This is a genomic window from Arcobacter thermotolerans (assembly GCF_983172305.1).
In genome coordinates this window covers 13276-32024 of record NZ_CFAFZJ010000007.1, presented here as the reverse complement: position 1 = coordinate 32024, position 18749 = coordinate 13276, and the positions used below count along the sequence as shown (strand labels likewise).

The 18749-nt window shown below is 23.7% G+C and carries 12 protein-coding genes; 11 read left to right on the top strand and 1 reads right to left on the bottom strand.

The features are described 5' to 3' along the window. From AC5LG6_RS06780 to AC5LG6_RS06745, 8 genes are all read left to right on the top strand, one after another. Positions 1-1179, top strand: coding sequence for a TniQ family protein (locus AC5LG6_RS06780; protein WP_498586049.1), 1179 nt, complete (start codon positions 1-3; stop codon positions 1177-1179). A gap of 72 nt (positions 1180-1251) precedes the next feature. Then, a complete protein-coding gene (locus AC5LG6_RS06775; RefSeq protein ID WP_418187131.1) occupies positions 1252-1488 on the top strand; it encodes an XRE family transcriptional regulator in 237 nt (78 codons plus the stop codon). A gap of 1 nt (position 1489) precedes the next feature. Continuing rightward, positions 1490-2341 carry a DUF4007 family protein gene (locus AC5LG6_RS06770; RefSeq protein ID WP_418187132.1) on the top strand — a complete coding sequence of 284 codons (852 nt, stop codon included), beginning with the start codon at positions 1490-1492 and terminating at the stop codon, positions 2339-2341. A gap of 9 nt (positions 2342-2350) precedes the next feature. Further along, positions 2351-5593, top strand: coding sequence for a hypothetical protein (locus AC5LG6_RS06765; protein WP_498586048.1), 3243 nt, complete (start codon positions 2351-2353; stop codon positions 5591-5593). After that, positions 5586-6443, top strand: a complete 858-nt coding sequence (locus AC5LG6_RS06760; RefSeq protein ID WP_498586047.1) for a phosphoadenosine phosphosulfate reductase family protein — start codon at positions 5586-5588, stop codon at positions 6441-6443. Before AC5LG6_RS06765 ends, AC5LG6_RS06760 begins: the two co-directional genes overlap by 8 nt. A gap of 27 nt (positions 6444-6470) precedes the next feature. Next, entirely contained in the window at positions 6471-7688 is a 1218-nt protein-coding gene (locus AC5LG6_RS06755; protein WP_498586046.1) for a DUF262 domain-containing protein, read from the top strand. Position 7689: 1 nt separating this feature from the next. After that, the gene (locus AC5LG6_RS06750; RefSeq protein ID WP_498586045.1) at positions 7690-8562 is read left to right on the top strand and encodes a protein kinase domain-containing protein; all 873 of its coding nucleotides are present in this window, start codon (positions 7690-7692) and stop codon (positions 8560-8562) included. Positions 8563-8569: 7 nt separating this feature from the next. Beyond that, a complete protein-coding gene (locus AC5LG6_RS06745) occupies positions 8570-9505 on the top strand; it encodes an HNH endonuclease (protein WP_498586044.1) in 936 nt (311 codons plus the stop codon). On the opposite strand, the gene AC5LG6_RS06740 is transcribed toward AC5LG6_RS06745, so the two are convergent. Next, positions 9502-10107: a class I SAM-dependent methyltransferase gene (locus AC5LG6_RS06740; protein ID WP_498586043.1), complete on the bottom strand. Its 606-nt coding sequence runs from the start codon at positions 10105-10107 to the stop codon at positions 9502-9504. The two genes, AC5LG6_RS06745 and AC5LG6_RS06740, sit on opposite strands and share 4 nt — an antisense overlap. 99 nt (positions 10108-10206) lie before the next feature. On the opposite strand from AC5LG6_RS06740, the gene AC5LG6_RS06735 reads away from it, so the two are divergent. From AC5LG6_RS06735 to AC5LG6_RS06725, 3 genes are read left to right on the top strand one after another with little or no spacing between them, the layout of a single operon-like run. Then, positions 10207-12021, top strand: coding sequence for a hypothetical protein (locus tag AC5LG6_RS06735; RefSeq protein WP_498586042.1), 1815 nt, complete (start codon positions 10207-10209; stop codon positions 12019-12021). After that, entirely contained in the window at positions 12005-13528 is a 1524-nt protein-coding gene (locus AC5LG6_RS06730) for a hypothetical protein (RefSeq protein WP_498586041.1), read from the top strand. Before AC5LG6_RS06735 ends, AC5LG6_RS06730 begins: the two co-directional genes overlap by 17 nt. Before the next feature lie 3 nt (positions 13529-13531). After that, entirely contained in the window at positions 13532-18688 is a 5157-nt protein-coding gene (locus tag AC5LG6_RS06725) for an FtsK/SpoIIIE domain-containing protein (RefSeq protein WP_498586040.1), read from the top strand. The last annotated feature ends 61 nt before the right edge of the window (positions 18689-18749 follow it).

Sequence of the window (18749 nt, the reverse complement as noted above, 5' to 3'; positions counted from 1 at the left end):
ATGGCAAAGAAAAAAAGAAATAATGCTTGGGTTCAAGACTATTTCTTTTTAATAGTACCACAACCTTTAGAAGATGAACTTTTAAGTTCTTGGCTTACAAGAGTTGCTATAGAACATAGAAGACAACTTCCAATTTTTTTAACTCTTTTTGTAAAAAAAGAAGGGAATCAAGTTTCAAGAAGAGATTTAGATTTTATATTTGATGAAAAGTTTTTAGAAAATTTAGCCACTAAGAGTAATCTAAAAATAGAAGATATTTTTAAAATGTCTTTACGAAGTGAAGAAGGATATCTGTTTTCCTGTAATAATTGTTTATATCCACCCTTACAAATTAGAAAATTGACTGATAAAAGAACACATAATGGTTTGATGTATTGTCCGAAATGTTTGGCTGAAGATAAAATTCCATATTTTAGAAAAAAATGGAGATATCAATTTTATAATGCTTGTCCTAAACATAAAGTTTTTTTAACAGATAGATGTTGGAGATGTTATGAAAAAGTTAACTTTTCTAAAATAAAACACAATAAAGAAATTTGTATTTGTCATAAGTGTGAAAAAGATTTCAGGGAAAATCTTGTAATAAATATAAATTCAAATTTTGAATATGGATTAAAAGCAATTAGTTGGTTTGAGAATGGTCTTAATGATGGCTATTTTATTATTGATAATGAAAAAATAAATTCACTTTTTGTGTTTGAAAGTTTTACAGCATTAAGAAATTTAGTTGATAGAAAAGATAAATTAAATTTAGAAGATTTCACATTAATTGAAGAGTATAAAACTATTTGTAAAAAACTTGAAAAATATAATTCAAAAAAAGCCTTATCAATTCAAAAAGAGTTTTTATTAACTTCTTTAGTTTTTTATCTTTTTGAAAAATTTCCAGATAATTTTCAAAAATTTATTATTGAAAATAAATTAACACATAGAGATTTTATTCATGGGTTTCAAGATATACCTTTTTGGTATAAAAAAATGATTGATAAGATTGTTCCAATAGAAAATAAAATAGGTAGAGAAATAAGTGAAAGCGAAGTTATTGGTGCTATAAAATATTTGGAAAGTATTGGTGAACGAGTTAATATTATAAATGTTGCAGAAATTGTTGGTTGTCATGCGAGTATTCATAAGGGCTTTAAAGTAATTTATAAATATGTGATTAACAATTTATTATAGTTAATCACATTTTTATATAGTTATTAATATTGTTTTATATGTAATTAACATAAAATAAAGTATAATGTAGACATGGATAATTTTAATTTTGAAGATAAATTATTAATTGCAGGTTTAACCAAACAAACATTTTCTAATTTAACAAATATACCATCCGGAACAATAACTAATTGGCTTACTTCAAGAAAAGGTAATAAAGGTAAGATACCAAATTGGGTTGAACCATATTTAGATTTATATATTAAAAATAGAGAAAATGAAACACATATAAAAAAGTTGTATGAAGAATTAAAAAAGGATACTAGATAAAATGTCAAAAATTAAAACATCATTTTCTGGTCATGATAAATTTGACTGTAAAATTGACTGGATTGTAAAAGGGTTAAAAGAATTTAAAAATGATTCTTTATTATTCTCTTCTTATAACATTGAAAATTCAATTTCAAAATTAGGACTTGGAATTAATATGATAAAATCATTAAATCATTGGTTTAAAGTTTTAGGATTAGTAGATGAGGATAAATTATCAATGTTCGGAGAACTAATATTAGAAAAAGATCCTTATCTAGAAAACAGTGACATACTTTGGTTATTTCATTGGAATTTAGTTAAAAATAAAGAAAAAACGACTTTATATTACTTATTCTTTAATTATATATATCAGTATAGATTTTCAAAGGAAAATATTTCAATAGAAGTAGTTAACTGGTTAGATAAAAATCAAATTAAATTATCACCTAATACAATTAATTCAGATATTGATGTATTTCTTAAAATGTATAGTAATTCTGATAGTGATGAAGTAAATCTTAGCTTATTATCTGATTTAAATATATTAACAAAATTAAAAAATAGTTATAGTTTAAATATAAATTCAACTGCTCCTATTTCAGATGAAGTATTTTTGTATGTTTTAAATGACTATATAAACATTTTTAAACTAAAAGAAAATGATTCATTATCAATTAATGATATACAAAGAGGTGAATTAAGTATTCAAAAAATATTTTGTATGAGTGAAAATAAACTATTTTCTAAAATAAATCAGTTACATAACTTAACTATTGGCAAATTATCATATTCTGAAGCATCTGGTATAAGACAAATATACATAAAAGAAGTTTTAGACAATACTACATTATTAAAAAATATATTAAAGTAAGGATAGATATTGTTCTCTTATAAAAACTACATTATTCTAAATAGTAAATTTAGTAAATCAACTAATATTATTCATGACAAAGAAAATTGTGAAAACTATATTCTTACAACTTCAGCACAAAATGTATTAAAAGTACTTTTTAAATTAGATTATCATAATTCTATTTCATTGATTGGACCATTTGGATGTGGTAAATCAACTTTACTTCTATATATAAACACATTATTATCAAATAATGAACACCAAGGAAAATGTATTAAAAAGTTAAAAGATACAAATAGTGAATTGTATAACTCATATAAATCTTTTATAGATAAAAAGATTTTTTTAAGAATTAAAATTGTTGGGGAACATATTTCTTTCAAATCTCAACTAAAGGCAATTTTACAAGAAAATAAAGATTTAGAATTATCAAATAAATATTTAAAAGAAGAATCTTTCTCATTAAATAAGTTATTAGAATTTCTAAATAAAGATCTTGAAAAATCATCATATACAGATGTTTTGTTTTCTATAGATGAATTTGGAAAATTTATTGAGTATGGATTAGAAGATTTTAATTCAAATGATATTTTTGAATTACAAACATTATCAGAATATGTAAATAAAAAAGACAATTTTAAATTAATAGTATCTCTACACAAATCTTTCAATGAATATAGTTTAGACTCAAGTTCTATATCTTATACTGATTGGGATAAAATTCAAGGTAGATTTGAAAATATAGTATTTAAAGATGATTATTATGAAATGTTAAATATCTTTAAAGAAACTATTACTTTAAAAGAATCAAGAGATTTAGAAATCAGTAAAAATATAGTTAAAAAAATATGTTCTGATAAATCTTTTAACAAAAATATAGATATCAAAGAACTTGAAAACTTATTTGAAAAGATTATTCCTATTCATCCTTATTCAGTTTTGATTATTTCTGAAATATTTTCAAAATATTTTCAAAATCAAAGGTCTATTTATTCATTTATATTTTCTTCAGAACCAAATGGTTTTCAAGATTTTATAGAAACTGAGTTTGAAAATCAAGAATTATATGGATTATCAAATTTATATGATTATGTAGCATATTTACTTAGAGTTTACTCTATCGTTTTACCAGATAGTGAAGCTTGGTATTTTTCAGAAGATAGATTAAAAGATAATAGAGTTGAAAATAAAGTTCAAAAAGATATTATTAAAACCATATCTTTGATTCATAGTTTCAAATTATCAAATACTGTTTTACCAAATAGTAAGCATATAGTATTATCTTTAATTGATAAATATGATGAAGAAACTATCATACAGAATATTGCTACTTTAGAAAAATTAAACTTATTAATATTCCAGGAACAAACGCAGTCATACTCTTTATTGGCTGATTCAAATATAGATATAAATAAAGAATTGAGAAATTTAATTTCTAAGAATATTACATTTAATTATGAAGTAGAAATTAACAAGCTAATAAAAAACAAAGAGGTAATTGCTAAAAGATATTTTTCTGAATATGGTTCAAAAAGAGTTTTTGAAAAAATATATGTTTGTGAAAATGAAAAAGAGTTAAAAAATAAGTACAAAATATTTATTATAGATGCAAATAGATTTGACCTAAAAGATTTATCTTTAAAAAACAACAAGTCTTTATTTTTATCTTTAAAAAATTCTCAAAAACTAAATTTGTTAGTTGAAAAAGTTGAAACTTTAAAAATCATAAAAAATGATAACAAAGAAAAAGTTAGTATTAACACTATAGATATTTTAGATAATATGATTTTAGATAATAGTACAGCAATTGATACTATTCTAACAGAAGGATATATCAGTAGTAGTATATATCATAATGGTTTAGAACATGAATTTTCTTCAAAAACTTTACAAAAATTAATTTCAGATATCTCAATAGATTCTTTTCCTGATACACCGAAAATCAATAACTATACACTAAATCATACTATTTCAAATAAAGGTATGAGTACAACTTTTATAAAAGCATTGTTTAATAGTATGTTAGAAAATTCAGATCAAAAAGATCTAGGTATTGAAAAGTTTCCTGCTGAAAAGGCATTGTATCTATCAATAATTAAACCTTCTGGTATACATAGATTTGAAAAAGATGGTTATTCATTATATTCTCCAGATAGTTTAAACTTTGAAAATGTTTGGAATGAAATTACTAAATCTTTAAAGAAAAAAACAAAAATAGTAGATTTAATTGTAAAACTTGAAGAAGAACCATATGGATTAGATAGAACAAAAGCATTATTTGTTATTTCTATTTTTGTTCTTGTGAATAAAGAAACAATGAATATATTTAGAGACAATACTTATATATTCGATTTATCACTTGATATGCTTATGAATATTTGGAAAGCAACGGATAAGTTTGAATTACAAATAATTCAACTATCTAAAGATGAACAAAATCTTTTTAAAGCATATGTTCAATTAACAACAGATTTAACAGATAGTGAATATACTAAAGAAAAAGTATCTTCAATAATAAGTACATTACATAGTAAATTTAATTATTTGCCTGAATATGCACATAGAACACAAAAACTTTCAAAAGAAGCAATTGCATTAAGAACGGAACTAGTATCTATGCGAGAACCCACAAAATCTTTCTTTAGCTCTTTTCCTAAAGCATTAGGTTTTAAAGATATCTCAAATACTGAGAATGAAGAATTTATAAAAAGGTTTAGATTAGCATTTAATGAAATAGCACTTTCATATAAAGAAGAGCTATTAGAATTAGAAAAATATATTGCATCAGTATTTTTCTTTAAAACAGCTAGTTTTCCTTATGAAAATTCACTTATTGAAATGTCTGAAAAACTATCAAAGATTGATGGATTAGATTATGATTCAAAAGCAATTGTAAGATGTTTTACATACTCTAATTCTATAGTAGAGTTTGTAGATGGATTATCTATGATACTTATTAGAAAAAAATTAGAGCAATGCTACGATAACGATGTTACTCAATTCAAAAATAAGTTAAATGAATATGCAGAAAAACTTTTGTCAAAACTTGAATTAACTGATATAGCTAAAGAGAATCAAGATGTAAGAAAGATTTCATTAACTTCATTAGATAAAAGTTTGAATAGAATTATATCTATAAATAAGAATGAAATTGATAGAATCGATGAAAAGGTTGCTGAAATCAAAAAATCGATACCTAAAGATTTTACTAATGATCAAAAATTATATCTAATTTCACAACTATTAAATGAAGAGTTTAACAATGAATAAAAAAGATTTACACGTTATAGCAATCTCTGGTGGAAAAGATAGTGCTGCATTAGCAATATATTTAAGAGAAAAATATCCTGAAAGAGAATTTATGTATCTTTTCTTTGACACGGGAGAAGAATTAGAAGAGACATACCTATATATTAATGACTTAGAGTCTAGGCTTGGTATTAAAGTTAGAAGAGAATTTCCTGAGAAATCTTTTAAAGAATTACTTTTAGAACATAATGATTTCTTACCTTCCCCAACACAAAGATGGTGTACTAGAAAGATGAAAGTAGAAACATTTTTAAAAGTTATGGAAGAGTTTGAAGGATATCAAGTATATAACTATGTAGGTATTAGAGCGGATGAAGATAGAGTCGGTTTAAGACCTCCTATGGATAACATAATTACGGTTATGCCTTTTCAAGAAGATGGTATTACTTTGCAAGATGTAAAAAGAATACTAAATGATTCTGGATTAGGACTTCCAAGATATTATGAACCAGTTAGAGATGAAAAATATGATATAGAATATTATAGAAGTAGGTCAGGTTGTTACTTTTGCTTCTATATGAGACAAATAGAATGGGTATGGTTGTATGAAAAACACCCTGATGAATTTAAAAAAGCTATGGCTTTTGAGAAACAAGGTTTTTCATGGATTCAAGATATGCCATTAAGTGACCTAATCAAACCAGAAAATATAGATAAAATCAAAAGATCATATAAAAAAATGGAAGAACAAAAAAAGAAACAACCACTAAAAAATGGAACAGTGATGCAACAAATGAGCAATATGTCTAAGCATGATCAGGCATTAGATGATTTTGAAAAAGATAAATTTTGTTCAATGTGTGTATTATAGAATATATAAAGTATAAAAAGGATATTTATGAAATGGCGAAGAGATAAAAAAACAATTAAAGAATTATACGAATTATATAGAAATTATAAACTTATCTTGAAACCATTTTTCCAAAGAAATTTAGTTTGGACTGAAAAAGCTAAATCTAAATTTATAGAATCAATTCTTTTAAATATACCAATATCTGAATTATATTTAAATAGTAAAGATGGAATATATAATATTATAGATGGTCAACAAAGATTGAGTACAATATTTCAATTTTTGGAAGATGGCTTTACATTAAAGGGATTAGAAAAATTAACTCATTTTAACGATAAAAAATTTTCAAATATAAAAGATGAGATAGATATATTAAACTTTGAGATTCATTTTGTAGAAATCTATGAGTTTGAAAAAGAAGAAATAATTGACTCATATTCAAGAATAAATACATATACTGTAAACTTAAATGATCAAGAGTTAAGAAAAGCAGCTTTTTATGATAGTGATTTTTTAATACTTAGCGAAGATTTATCAATAATAGACTTTTTTGAAGAAGGAAAATTTTTTACACCTAGAAAACGTCAAAGAATGAATGATATAGAATATATATCTGAATTGTTATGTATTCTTTTTGAAGGAATTCAGGATAAAAAATTATCATTGGATTCATTTTATGATAGATATAATAGCTTAGGTAAGGATACAGATCCTAAAAGTGAATTTAGTTGTAAGAAAAAAGAATTTTTAGATGTCATTGAAAATATAATTCATATTTTTCAATCAAGTAAATTTTTTGGAAATAGTGTGTATGATGGTAATGACGCTCCAAAAAATATATCAAAAACAAGATTTAAACAGCAAGCAGATTTTTATTCTTTATTTACTACTGTACTAAGATGGAATAGAGAAAATAAAATTGATTCAATTATAAATGATGAAAATAAGAAAAATTGCTTACTAAATATCTTATTGTTTACTGATGAGATGGTTGAGCCTGAATCAGATGTTAGATTATTTAGAGAGTATGCTACAAAATGTATTTCACAAGGAAATACAAAAAATAGTAGAATATGGAGAGATAAATTTTTCGAAGAAATATTTAATTTCTGTTTATCTGGTGAGGATAATATACTTATAGATTCTATTAAAGAAGATTTGTATAAAGAATTTAATATTTCAATAGATTTTAATAGTTTTGATTATAAAAAAGAAGTGGAGAAAATTGATGAATTTTATGCAAATTTAGAAGAGGAAGAATAAAATGTCTTATCCTTTTTCTATAAATGGTAAAAGTTTTGAGATTGATGATATCTGTTTTGATTCTTTTTCTAATAAATACACAATTTTAGAACATATTTCTGGGGGAGGGAATAGTTTTGTTTTTAAAGTTACTGATAAAAGAGAAGAAAATCAATATGCTTTAAAATTATTAAAATATACAAATAAAAAATCATTAGAATCTTTTGATGAAGAAATAAAATTGATGACAGAATTTACTAAAGCTGAATATGCTGATTCATTCATATCTTACATTTCAAGTGGAGAGATAGATGTTTATGAAATAAAAAAAGCAAGAAAACAGAATACAAGACTATCATCAAGAAAACATAAATTTTATATAATGGAGTTAGCTGATAAAACTATTCAAAATTTTCTATGTAATAAAACACTTTCATCTGAACAAGAAAAAATACCTTATATTTTAAAGTTAGCTGAAACATTAAAGTATATTCATGAAAAAGAATATGTACACAGAGATATAAAACCACAAAATATACTTTTTAAAGAAGAAATACCAATTATTTCTGATTTTGGATTAATGGTTAAAGAAAAAACTTGTTTAGAGAAGAAAGGACCAAAGTTTTGGCCTACTCCAGAATTTCTTGAAATGTGTGGAACGGAACATTGCGCACATAAACAAACTGATATTTTTCAATTGGGATGCATATTTTTTTATATTTATACAAATAAATATCCAATCGGTAATGTTTCCTTTGATGAAATACCAGATGATAATTTGATGAAAACAGTAATTAAAAGAATGCTTTCATATCAAAAAGAAGATAGGTATGATAATGCATTAGAGTTATATGATGATATTGAATATATATTAGAAGGAATTGGAGTTTCTTAATCATATAATGAAAAATATTTTTTTACAAATTATAAGTCGAGGTGTAAAAGATAATACTTATAAATTCGCATTAGCAAAATTTTTATTAGATTTTTCAAATCAAAGTTCTTTAAAAAAAGATGAAACTATAACTTATAAAGAGATTGCCCAAAAGTTCTTAGAATACTATTGGTATCAAGAATGTAAATATAAATTAAAACAAGATTTCAAGATACAAAGAACTCCTGTAATCTTATCTATTATTAGACAATATTGCGGTACTGAGTATATTCCAGATTCTTTTGATAGGTACTTTGAAAAAAGAGTTTTTGAAAAAGAAAGCATGATATCTGAAATTGAAAATAAATGTCTACAAGATGTTATTCCACGTTTTCAAAATAGAGATTCTTTTGATTTTTATATTCATCATCACACATTAAGTGATTCAGGTAGAAAATTTCGTTTACCATCAAAAGATAAAAGATTTATTGTAATACCTTTAGAAGCACAAAAGTTTTTAAAAGAGAATTATTATGAATTATCTAAAATACTTATTTATGAATGGGCAAAGTTTTTAGAAAAAACAAACTTTACACCAAAGTTAATTTCAAAAATAGAAGAACTAGGCACAAATAAAAGAAGATCACTTGCAAAGTATAAAAAGATTTTATTGGAAATTGATGGTCCGAAATGTTTTTATTGTAATAGTTCTGTTAATGAAGATGATATTCATATAGATCATTTTATTCCATGGTCTTATATCTATGAAGATTTTATATGGAATTTAGTTATCAGTTGTTCAAAATGTAATTTAAAGAAAAGTGATAATCTTCCACCCGCACACTTTATAAAAGATATTTCTATAAGAAATGATAATTTTGAACTTAATGAATATAAAAAAGATATAAATGAATATTATATCAATTGCCAGAAATCTGGCTTTACAACTATTGAAGTAATCTAATTAATAGGTTTGTATTTTAATACTAAAGTTTCCCAAGTTAATTCATCTCTATTTAAACTATCACTATTGACACTTTTATCAATCAAATTTAAATTGTATTTTTCAAAAAGACTAAAAAGTAATTTTGTATTAATTTCATAAAATTCTCTTTCATCATTTACTTTCCGTTCTCCAATTGAATAGCTAAATAAAATAATGCTATTTGGTTTTAATAACTTAATTATATTGATGATTGATACTTCATATTCATTATGATTCAAATGCATTAATACTGCAATACAAATAATTGCATCAAATTTTTCATTAAAGTTTTTTTGATTAAATAAACTGGGTAATGATCCTGTAAAAAAATGTGAAGATTTGTCTTTAAAAGTATTTTTTGCATTATCTACAAATTTAATTGTTGGATCTATACCCCAGATATCATGACCTTTACTGTAAAGGTATCTTAAATCTCTAGCTGACCCAAAACCAATATCTAAAACTTTTGATTTATCTATAAGATATTTATCAAATAAGCTATTTAAAGTATTCATATCTGCATTATCATATTTATTGATTAAGATATTGCTATTTTTTTCATAGAAATTATGTGTATTCATGTTTATATCATATAACCTTTTAATATTTTCTTACTAATTAATAACTAATAAAAGAGAAATCAATTATAATAAATCCCATTATAATAACTAGGAATAGAAATGTTTTTTAAACTACTCGCTGCTTATGCTCCTACTTCTCAAAATAAAGCATCATATGATGAACATGTCACAAAATATGCTGAAAAACTAGGTGTTGATGAAATAAATATTGATAATGGTTTATTTTATAAATTATATAACTCTTTTATTGAAGAACCAAAATCCATAATTATTTCAGGTTCAGCTGGTGATGGTAAAACATATTTATTAAGAAAACTATATGAGACTTTAAATAAAAGTAATTCAACTTGGAATGATTACATACCTGAATTAAATTTTGATACATACAATATTAAGTTTATAAAAGATTTTACAGAAATTGAACAAATTGATAAAGAGAATGTTTTAGATGGATTGTATAAGGCTATTCATGAAAATTTAAATGATCTTTATTTTATAGCTGCAAACGATGGAATCCTAACAGATACTTTAAGAGATTATATAGATATAAAACCACACTTTCTCAATTTATTAAATAATATTGAAGAACATATTGAAATGAATAATAGTGACAATGGTCTAATGTTATTGGATTTAAGTCAGACTTCATCTTCTAAAAATTTTGAACTATTGTTAAATGAAATTTTAAATTACTGTGATGAATATGAAAGTTCTTGTCCTAGTTTAACAAATCAAGAAGTATTTTGTCCAATACATTCTAATATCAAGTTATTAAAAGAAAAAAATATCCAGCAGCAACTAATAAGTATTATCAGAACTTGTGATTTAAATTATAATCATATTACATTAAGAAAATTGTTTATGTTAATTGCAAACACAATTTTAGGATATAAGGGTGAAAAAAAAATTTTTAATAATTGTGAAACTGCTATAGAACATTTTAAATCATCAAATTTAAAGACAGATGCATCTATTTACAATAATATTTTTGGTGAAAATCTTTCTAAAAGTAAAAGGGAAGAAAGTCCTTTTAAAGAATTAAGAGAACTAAGAATAGGATTTGAAACAACTAATAATATAGATGGGTTTTTACTATTTGGAGATATAAAAAATGAAGATTTATATAATAGAGAATTAAATAATCCATATATTAATCTAGATTTATTTAAAAATAAAAAAATCAACTATTTAAATGGGAGTGATGAAGAATCTTCAAATAATGAAGAAGATTCTAATAAAGAGATACAAGAATTTTTGATTTTCTTTAGACGACATTTATTTTTTAATATTCAAAATCAACTGAAATTAGAGAATGTAGAAATTAACAGAAGTGCATTAATAGCTTATAAACATGCTGACAAGTTTTATAATGAAGTTGTTTTAGCTTTAAAGGATGGTAAAAGTCCACAGAAAAATATTATAAAAGAACTAGTACTTGGATTAAATAGAGTTTTCCTAGGAGAGTTAATAAGTAAGGATGCTAATGATAGATTATATATTGCTACATCACTTACGGGCACTATATCAAAACTATCTTCTGAAATAATAGAAGAAATAATATTTAATAAGAAAAATTCAAATGAAGGAGTTAATTTAAAACTTGCTAATGGCTTTGATGATGAATATTGTAAAGTTAATTTAACTATTCAATATGGAGGAGATGATATAGCTAATTTAGAACTTGATCTTCATATGTTTGAATTCTTATGTAGAATTTCAGATGGAATATTACCTACTAGTTTTTCTGTGGAGTATTATGAACGTGTTTTAACCTTTAAATCACAAATAGTAAATCATATTTTAAATAAAAAAGAAATAGATGAAACATTTAATCTTTTTATACTAAATGATAAAGAAGGTACTTTACAATTTAATGAAATAGAAATAGGAAATGGTAATGTTTACGAAAGCTAAAATATTAAAAGAAAAATATGGTAAGAATTTATCAACACCTTTTTTACAAGAGTTAATTTGGTTTCATAGAATTAAAGAAGATCAAGATAAGGAACTATTAGCTTTAGAGTTTTTAAATGTATGTGCAAGTCATGAAAGAAAAGGTAGACTATTTGATAAAAGTTTATCAACTGTATCATATAAAAAAGATATACAGATAAGAACAATTTTATATAATTTTCCGGAACTAGAATTTATTGTAGAATCATCAGAAGAGGAAGTTAATAAATGGAAAGAAATAGAAAAAACACTTTCAGAAAAATCTGAAGATTCTTATTGCTATAAACATCTAAAAGAAAGATTTGAAACAGTTGATGTATTTTATCATTCAATACAACTATTAAGAAAAGCTTCTTTAGGTTTAAATACATCAAGAAGATGGACAAGTAAGTTTTTATTCCCTTTTTCATTTGATACTTTATTTGTAGATGTAGATAATAAAAAAGATGCATTTACAATAGATAGGAGATTCTTTTCTCGTGGAGGAGAAGTTTTGTATTTGATGGTTAGTAGAGGTAAAAATGTTAAAAAGCTAAAAGAACTAATACTTGGGTCTTATAAAAAATCTTCACAAAATAAACGATGGAATTCTTTATTAAATATATTGAGAGATGATTCTAATATTTATACTGATGAGCGTGAATTAGGTTTTTTAGGAACAGATAGTCATGAATTATTTGATCAATTAGTGGATGATTTAATAAAATTGTTTGAATTAAATATTAGTCAGAATGATATTTTTGAACATTTATCTTCTATTTCTGCATATTATATGGTCCATTTTATACTAACAAAATCTCTAGAAATAGTTAAATATAGCAATCTTAATAATGAAGACCTAAAAATTGTATATCCTGTTGAGCTGATAGCACCTAATAGTGATCATGTTAGAAAATCTTCAAGACAGCTATATAAAATTAATGAAGATTTACCACTCGAAGCTTTATCTAAAGTATTTAATGATTATATGGATCAACTAAATATTGTAAATGATAAAGGAGTTTTATTGAAAAAATTAAAAGATGAACTCAATTATTATGACGAAGATAATCGAGATGAAGACAATATAAATTTAGTTGAAATAAGAGAAGAAATCTGGAAAGAGATTTTAAAAAAAGCCAAATCTGATTTGACTTCCATTCATAGAGTATTATTCAAAGGAGTAGGTTTAGCTAGTGTTAAAAAAACAAATAGTTATAGATATCTTGCAAATGATGAATGGTTAAAAACACTAGTGTTAATTAATGTTAATAAGAGAATTACATTTCAAGAGTTCATAAATCTTTTATATGAAAAATATGGCTTCATTATAAGTAATAAGCATTCTGATTTATTAACTGAAACCTATTCAGAAAATGACTTTAAAAAAAATGAAAAAAGATTATTTGAAAGATTACGTGCTTTAGGTTTACTAGAGAATAAATCTGATGGATATGCATATGTAATAAATAGATATGGGAGAAAATAGAGTATGAGTCTTATAAGTAAATACATCATAAATAAGATTATTAAAGATAGTCAAATATCAAGTGCTAATGGAACAAGTGGAAAATTTATTTTAAGAAATTATCCTACTTTTATATTTGAATCTTTAATAAAATATTTTTCTTCTAATAAACAATACAATATACTTTTGTTGGTTGATGATAAATTAAATTTGAATAGTACTAGTGATAATTGTATCAATGCAAATCATGAAATAATGGCACAGTATCGTAATGAGAATATTAAAAACTCTTCTATTGAATTAAATAAAATTTCATATCTAGTTTTTGTAACAAATGATACAATTGATACATTAAATGACATAAGTACGTTAACTCCAGATGATATTTGTGTTGAGTTTGAATATATTATTGATTTAATAGAAAGTAATATTTTGAATAGTAAATCTAAACAAAATATCAAAAATATTTCTAAAGTACTTTTAAAAGAAATAGAAGAAATAAGTCCTTTTGAAATGGAAAAATTTATTGAATCTATTTTAAAATTTATGGAATCTGAAGGTTATCCTTTAGAAGATGCTATGGGATTATCCTTAGATAAATTAAATTCATTTAAATGCCATAAATGTTTTGAGTCATTAAAAAAAATGGATTCTATTAATCAAAAGGATATAAAGAAACTTATAAAACCAATAAAAACAATTTCATCAGCTCTATCAAAAAGAGTAGGTAATAAGACTCTTACTATTGAAGAACTAAAAGAAAAGTATTATAAAGATATTAATACAAAAGAACTTGATGATGAGTTTAAAGTATTAGATAATACTAAACAAGAATTAATTGAAAAATTTATAGAAGCAGATTCAAGAGAAATTGCAAAAAATAAATATTTATTTAGTCAGTTAGATTGGTATAATGATTCTATATTTAGATTATTCCAAAAAACAAAAACAGATATGACTCAAAAACTTGGCTTGAGCACTATTGAATTATTATCAGAAAAAGACGCTGATATCACTGATAATGAAAAAGAAAATTTATTACATTATGATGAATTGACTGCAAAGGAAAGAGATAGTTTAAAATCTGTATTAGAACCTATATATATCAAATATAAAGTTATCATAGAAGATAACAAATCTTTAAGAAGTAAATGGGATAAGTTTTTATATCCCACTCAAACAAAATCTAGTGATTTTATTTTAGGTGTATTGGAAACAGTAAAAAAAATAAAATCTGATAGTGAAAATATAGATCATATTTGTGTTTCATTAAAACAGTCACAAGCAAAAGCAATTATGAGAAATTATTCTAAATATGCTATAAATTATTTAAATAGAAGATATTCTGTATTAAATGTTATTTCAGAAAATATTTATTTTGATTTTAAATTTATTACAGAAATTGAAGAAAGAATTGAAAGTAAACTAGATAAAGATAAAAAAGATCAAGTAATCAAAAAATATAAGAAAGGAAGTATCTCTAAATCTGCAAATGAATTACATTTTATATTTGAAGCAAAAGATGTTGACAGAAAAAAAGTTGCTGAAAGAAAGTTAATTTGGTCTTTTGATCCAAATAGCTTATTAAGCGGTTATAAGGATGATATTGATTCAATACAATCACATTTAAAAAGTAATTGTTTATATGGAAACATTGTTTATAGAGCAACTAGTTCTGAAAAAGGTGAGAAAAAACCTCTAAGCTTATTTGATTTTAGTTCTCTTGAAAGTAGAGGTAGTAATTCAGGTTATATTTTATTTCCAAAAAAATGTCAAGATAATGCACCCTCAAGTAAGAGCATAATAAAAGTGGCAAAAAAAATATTAGATGCAGAAAAATTTAAAGAATTTGATGAACTTATTAAAAAATATTTAAATGAATATTTATTGATACTAGAGCATTTAGATATAAAAATTAATATTGAAAAAAAACCTTTTGATTTTATAAAAATTAAAGAATTCAGTAAAAGTTATATAAAGTTAAGTAATTTCCTTTATGAAAATAGTGATAATGATAAATTTAAGAAAAATGTTATTGAAGAATTTCTTTCTTTATTAACTGTAAGGGTTGGAAAAGAAAATTCAGTAATTATTCCTTCCTATCATCCTTTACGATTAATATCTTACTTTGTTAAATTAAAACATGCATTTAGTTTTATTGATGCATATATAAAGTCAGATGATATTCCTATGATAAAAGAAGATTTATTTTTCAGTGATCTTGAACAAAGTTTTTATACGCCTTATTACCCAGAAATATTTAGACTATTTAATGCCAACACAAAAGAAGAAAGTTTACTTCATATTTCAGAAGTATGTGATGATTATACTGTTCTGGATCCAGTAAAAAACTATCTTGAAAGTGGACAAAGTACTGATTCATCAATTCAAACAACAATACTTACAAAAGTTATAGAAAATTATTTATCATTAAATAATCATAAGAAAAGTAGTTTAAAAATTTTACTTCATGCCGTAAATAATTATGATTTTCCAGTAAAGTTTATGAAAAAATTAATGTTATTAGATTTTGTTAATGAAAATAATAGTTTTGAAATATATCTAAATGATGTAGATGCCTCTCACATCAGAAAAATGTATAGATCATTTTTAGTTGATCAAAACTCAAAAGATTCAGAAGAAGTATTAGAATATAATGAAGTTTCATTCTTATCAAATATACGTTTAAATGCTTTTGATCAAAGTTTTAAACAACTTGATAGTGTAAATGATCAGCTAAATATTGCTTTTTTAAACGACTTTGTTTCTTCAAAAGCAAAACTCGAATTTAAAAATCAAATATTAGATGTATCTTATAATTTATTTGATTATCATCCTACTATGTGGACTAAAAGAAAATATATGACAGAAAAAGAACTAACTGTAGGTAAATATTTAGTATCTCCAGCAAGAACCGAATTGACTAGTTCTTTTTATGACTTATTATATTTAACAATGAGCTCAAATAAAGATGATTATAAAAATAAAATACCAACATTAAGCATAGATAGAGATCATCAAAATCTATCTTCAGATTTAGCAGCAATTCATAAAAGAACAGATTGGGTTGTTAATTTAGACTCTCTCTTGGATAAGAAAATTTTAGAAGAATTTGGTGCAAATGTAATAAAGTATCGTAAAGCTCGACATATAAATAGAAATTTAGTTATATCATCTAAGGCTAATACCATACTTTTGGAAAATCATTTAATTAAAAGGTTTGAAGAATTTAATGTAAACACTAACTTGATTAAATCTTCTGTAAATAAAATAATTAAATCTGCTAATGAACTTTCTGGAGATATTTTATTGAAAGCTATAGGTAGAGGAAGATTTGCAAATGAGATGCTAGGGTTAGTACTCACAAAGACTATTCTGGAAAACTGTACAAATAAAAAAAATGTAATGATTTATATTGATGATTATGCTGATTGGTTTTTATCTAGTATTAATTCAGAAGAAAAGTTATTAATAGACCAAAATAATGTATTAGCGGATATTTTATCTATTACACCTATTTTTGAAAATAATGATTTGTCTACCATCTATGTTGATATAGTTGAAGTTAAATTTTGTAATGAAGCAGGAAGAGCTAAATTAGCTAAGAAATCATTTCAACAGACTAAAGATTCATATAATCATATAAAAAAAGTTTTTGAAAATAATGATTTTTATGACAAAGCGTATTGGCTAGCTAAAATTTCTGATTTAATAGTAGAAACTCATCATAAAAGTTTTGAAAATAATTTAACATCAGAAGATATTAGAAATAAAATTAGACTTGATAAAACAATTAAATATAAGGTTAGAGGTATGTCATACATATTTGTATATGATCATGAGGATAATTATCAAGATGTTAAAGATAATATTGTGCAGTATGTAATTGGTTTAAAGTCTATTGTTTCAATGATTGAATCAATGCCTAGTATTAATATAAATCTTAACGAATTAAATTTACCTACTTACGGAAAAATAGAAAAAGATAAATTTGATTTATCTTTAACTGTTAAAAATGTAGAAGCAGATGAAGAAATCATTAAAGAGCAAGTTGAATTAAAAGACAATATTATTGAAGATGAACAAAAGATTAATGAACTAAAAAGAAAAGAAGAAGAACTTGAAGGTGAAAATATATCAACTGCTGTTAAAAAAGTTGTATTACATCATAAGTATAGAGCTAAAATAATTAAATATTTATTCACTCCAAATTCAATAAGAATTTCATTAGAACCAGAATTAGGTTGGAATGAGTCAATATTTTATAAGATGGGAAATGATTTTTTATCTGTTGAAAGGTTAAAACTTTTAAGAGTAGAAGTTGTACCAGGATCTTATGATTTAATTTTTGAAAGAAAAAAAAGACAAATTATATATTATGAAGATTGTTTAGTAAATAGAGAATTAAGTGAAGGTTTTGGAAATACAAAGATTCTTCTAGGTAGAAATGAAGAAAATAATGAGGTTATATATTACAACTTAGATAGTGAAGATCCACATGCTTTAATAGCTGGAATGACAAAAAGTGGTAAAAGTGTCTTATTAAATATATTTATTATTGATTTGATTAGCACCAACAAAATTGATGAATTAGAACTGATTTTGGTAGATCCTAAACAAGTTGAATTCACGAGGTATAAAGACATACCTTATCTCGATGAAGATGGAATAATTATCAATAAAAATTTAGCTATTAAAAAATTAAATGATGTAGTTGAAGAAATGGAAAGGAGATATAGTCTTTTTAAAGATATGGGTGTTAATAATTTAATTAAATACAATAATAAATCTAATAATAAATTAGCAAGAATAATTATAATTTTCGATGAGTTTGCAGATTGGATGCTTGATGATGAATTTAAAAAAAGTGCAAGCGATGCTATTCAAAGACTTGCAGGAAAAGCAAGAGCAGCAGGAATACATTTAGTAGTTAGTACGCAAAGACCAGATAATACTGTTGTACCGATGATATTAAGAGCAAATTTAGGTGCAAAATTTGCGTTAAGAGTTGATACTGAAAAAAATTCAAACATTATTATAGATGAATCTGGTGCAGAAAAATTACTTGGGTATGGACATATGATAACTAAATTTGCAGGTAAAAAACAGTTTATTCAATCTGCATTTATACGTGATGAATATATTGATAATATTATAAGAAAGTTGCCAACTATGCAATGAGAATTTATTAGTTAGTTTTAAACATTGTGGCTTTTAGATAATTGTTCAAATAAATATTTAA

What these genes read in the sequence shown, in the direction of transcription:
- AC5LG6_RS06780 (WP_498586049.1), top strand. Translation starts at nt 1, where the DNA reads ATGGCAAAGAAAAAAAGAAATAATGCTTGGGTTCAAGACTATTTCTTT.
- AC5LG6_RS06775 (WP_418187131.1), top strand. Translation starts at nt 1,252, where the DNA reads ATGGATAATTTTAATTTTGAAGATAAATTATTAATTGCAGGTTTAACC.
- AC5LG6_RS06770 (WP_418187132.1), top strand. Translation starts at nt 1,490, where the DNA reads ATGTCAAAAATTAAAACATCATTTTCTGGTCATGATAAATTTGACTGT.
- AC5LG6_RS06760 (WP_498586047.1), top strand. Translation starts at nt 5,586, where the DNA reads ATGAATAAAAAAGATTTACACGTTATAGCAATCTCTGGTGGAAAAGAT.
- AC5LG6_RS06755 (WP_498586046.1), top strand. Translation starts at nt 6,471, where the DNA reads ATGAAATGGCGAAGAGATAAAAAAACAATTAAAGAATTATACGAATTA.
- AC5LG6_RS06750 (WP_498586045.1), top strand. Translation starts at nt 7,690, where the DNA reads ATGTCTTATCCTTTTTCTATAAATGGTAAAAGTTTTGAGATTGATGAT.
- AC5LG6_RS06745 (WP_498586044.1), top strand. Translation starts at nt 8,570, where the DNA reads ATGAAAAATATTTTTTTACAAATTATAAGTCGAGGTGTAAAAGATAAT.
- AC5LG6_RS06740 (WP_498586043.1), bottom strand. Translation starts at nt 10,107, where the DNA reads ATGAATACACATAATTTCTATGAAAAAAATAGCAATATCTTAATCAAT.
- AC5LG6_RS06735 (WP_498586042.1), top strand. Translation starts at nt 10,207, where the DNA reads ATGTTTTTTAAACTACTCGCTGCTTATGCTCCTACTTCTCAAAATAAA.
- AC5LG6_RS06730 (WP_498586041.1), top strand. Translation starts at nt 12,005, where the DNA reads ATGTTTACGAAAGCTAAAATATTAAAAGAAAAATATGGTAAGAATTTA.
- AC5LG6_RS06725 (WP_498586040.1), top strand. Translation starts at nt 13,532, where the DNA reads ATGAGTCTTATAAGTAAATACATCATAAATAAGATTATTAAAGATAGT.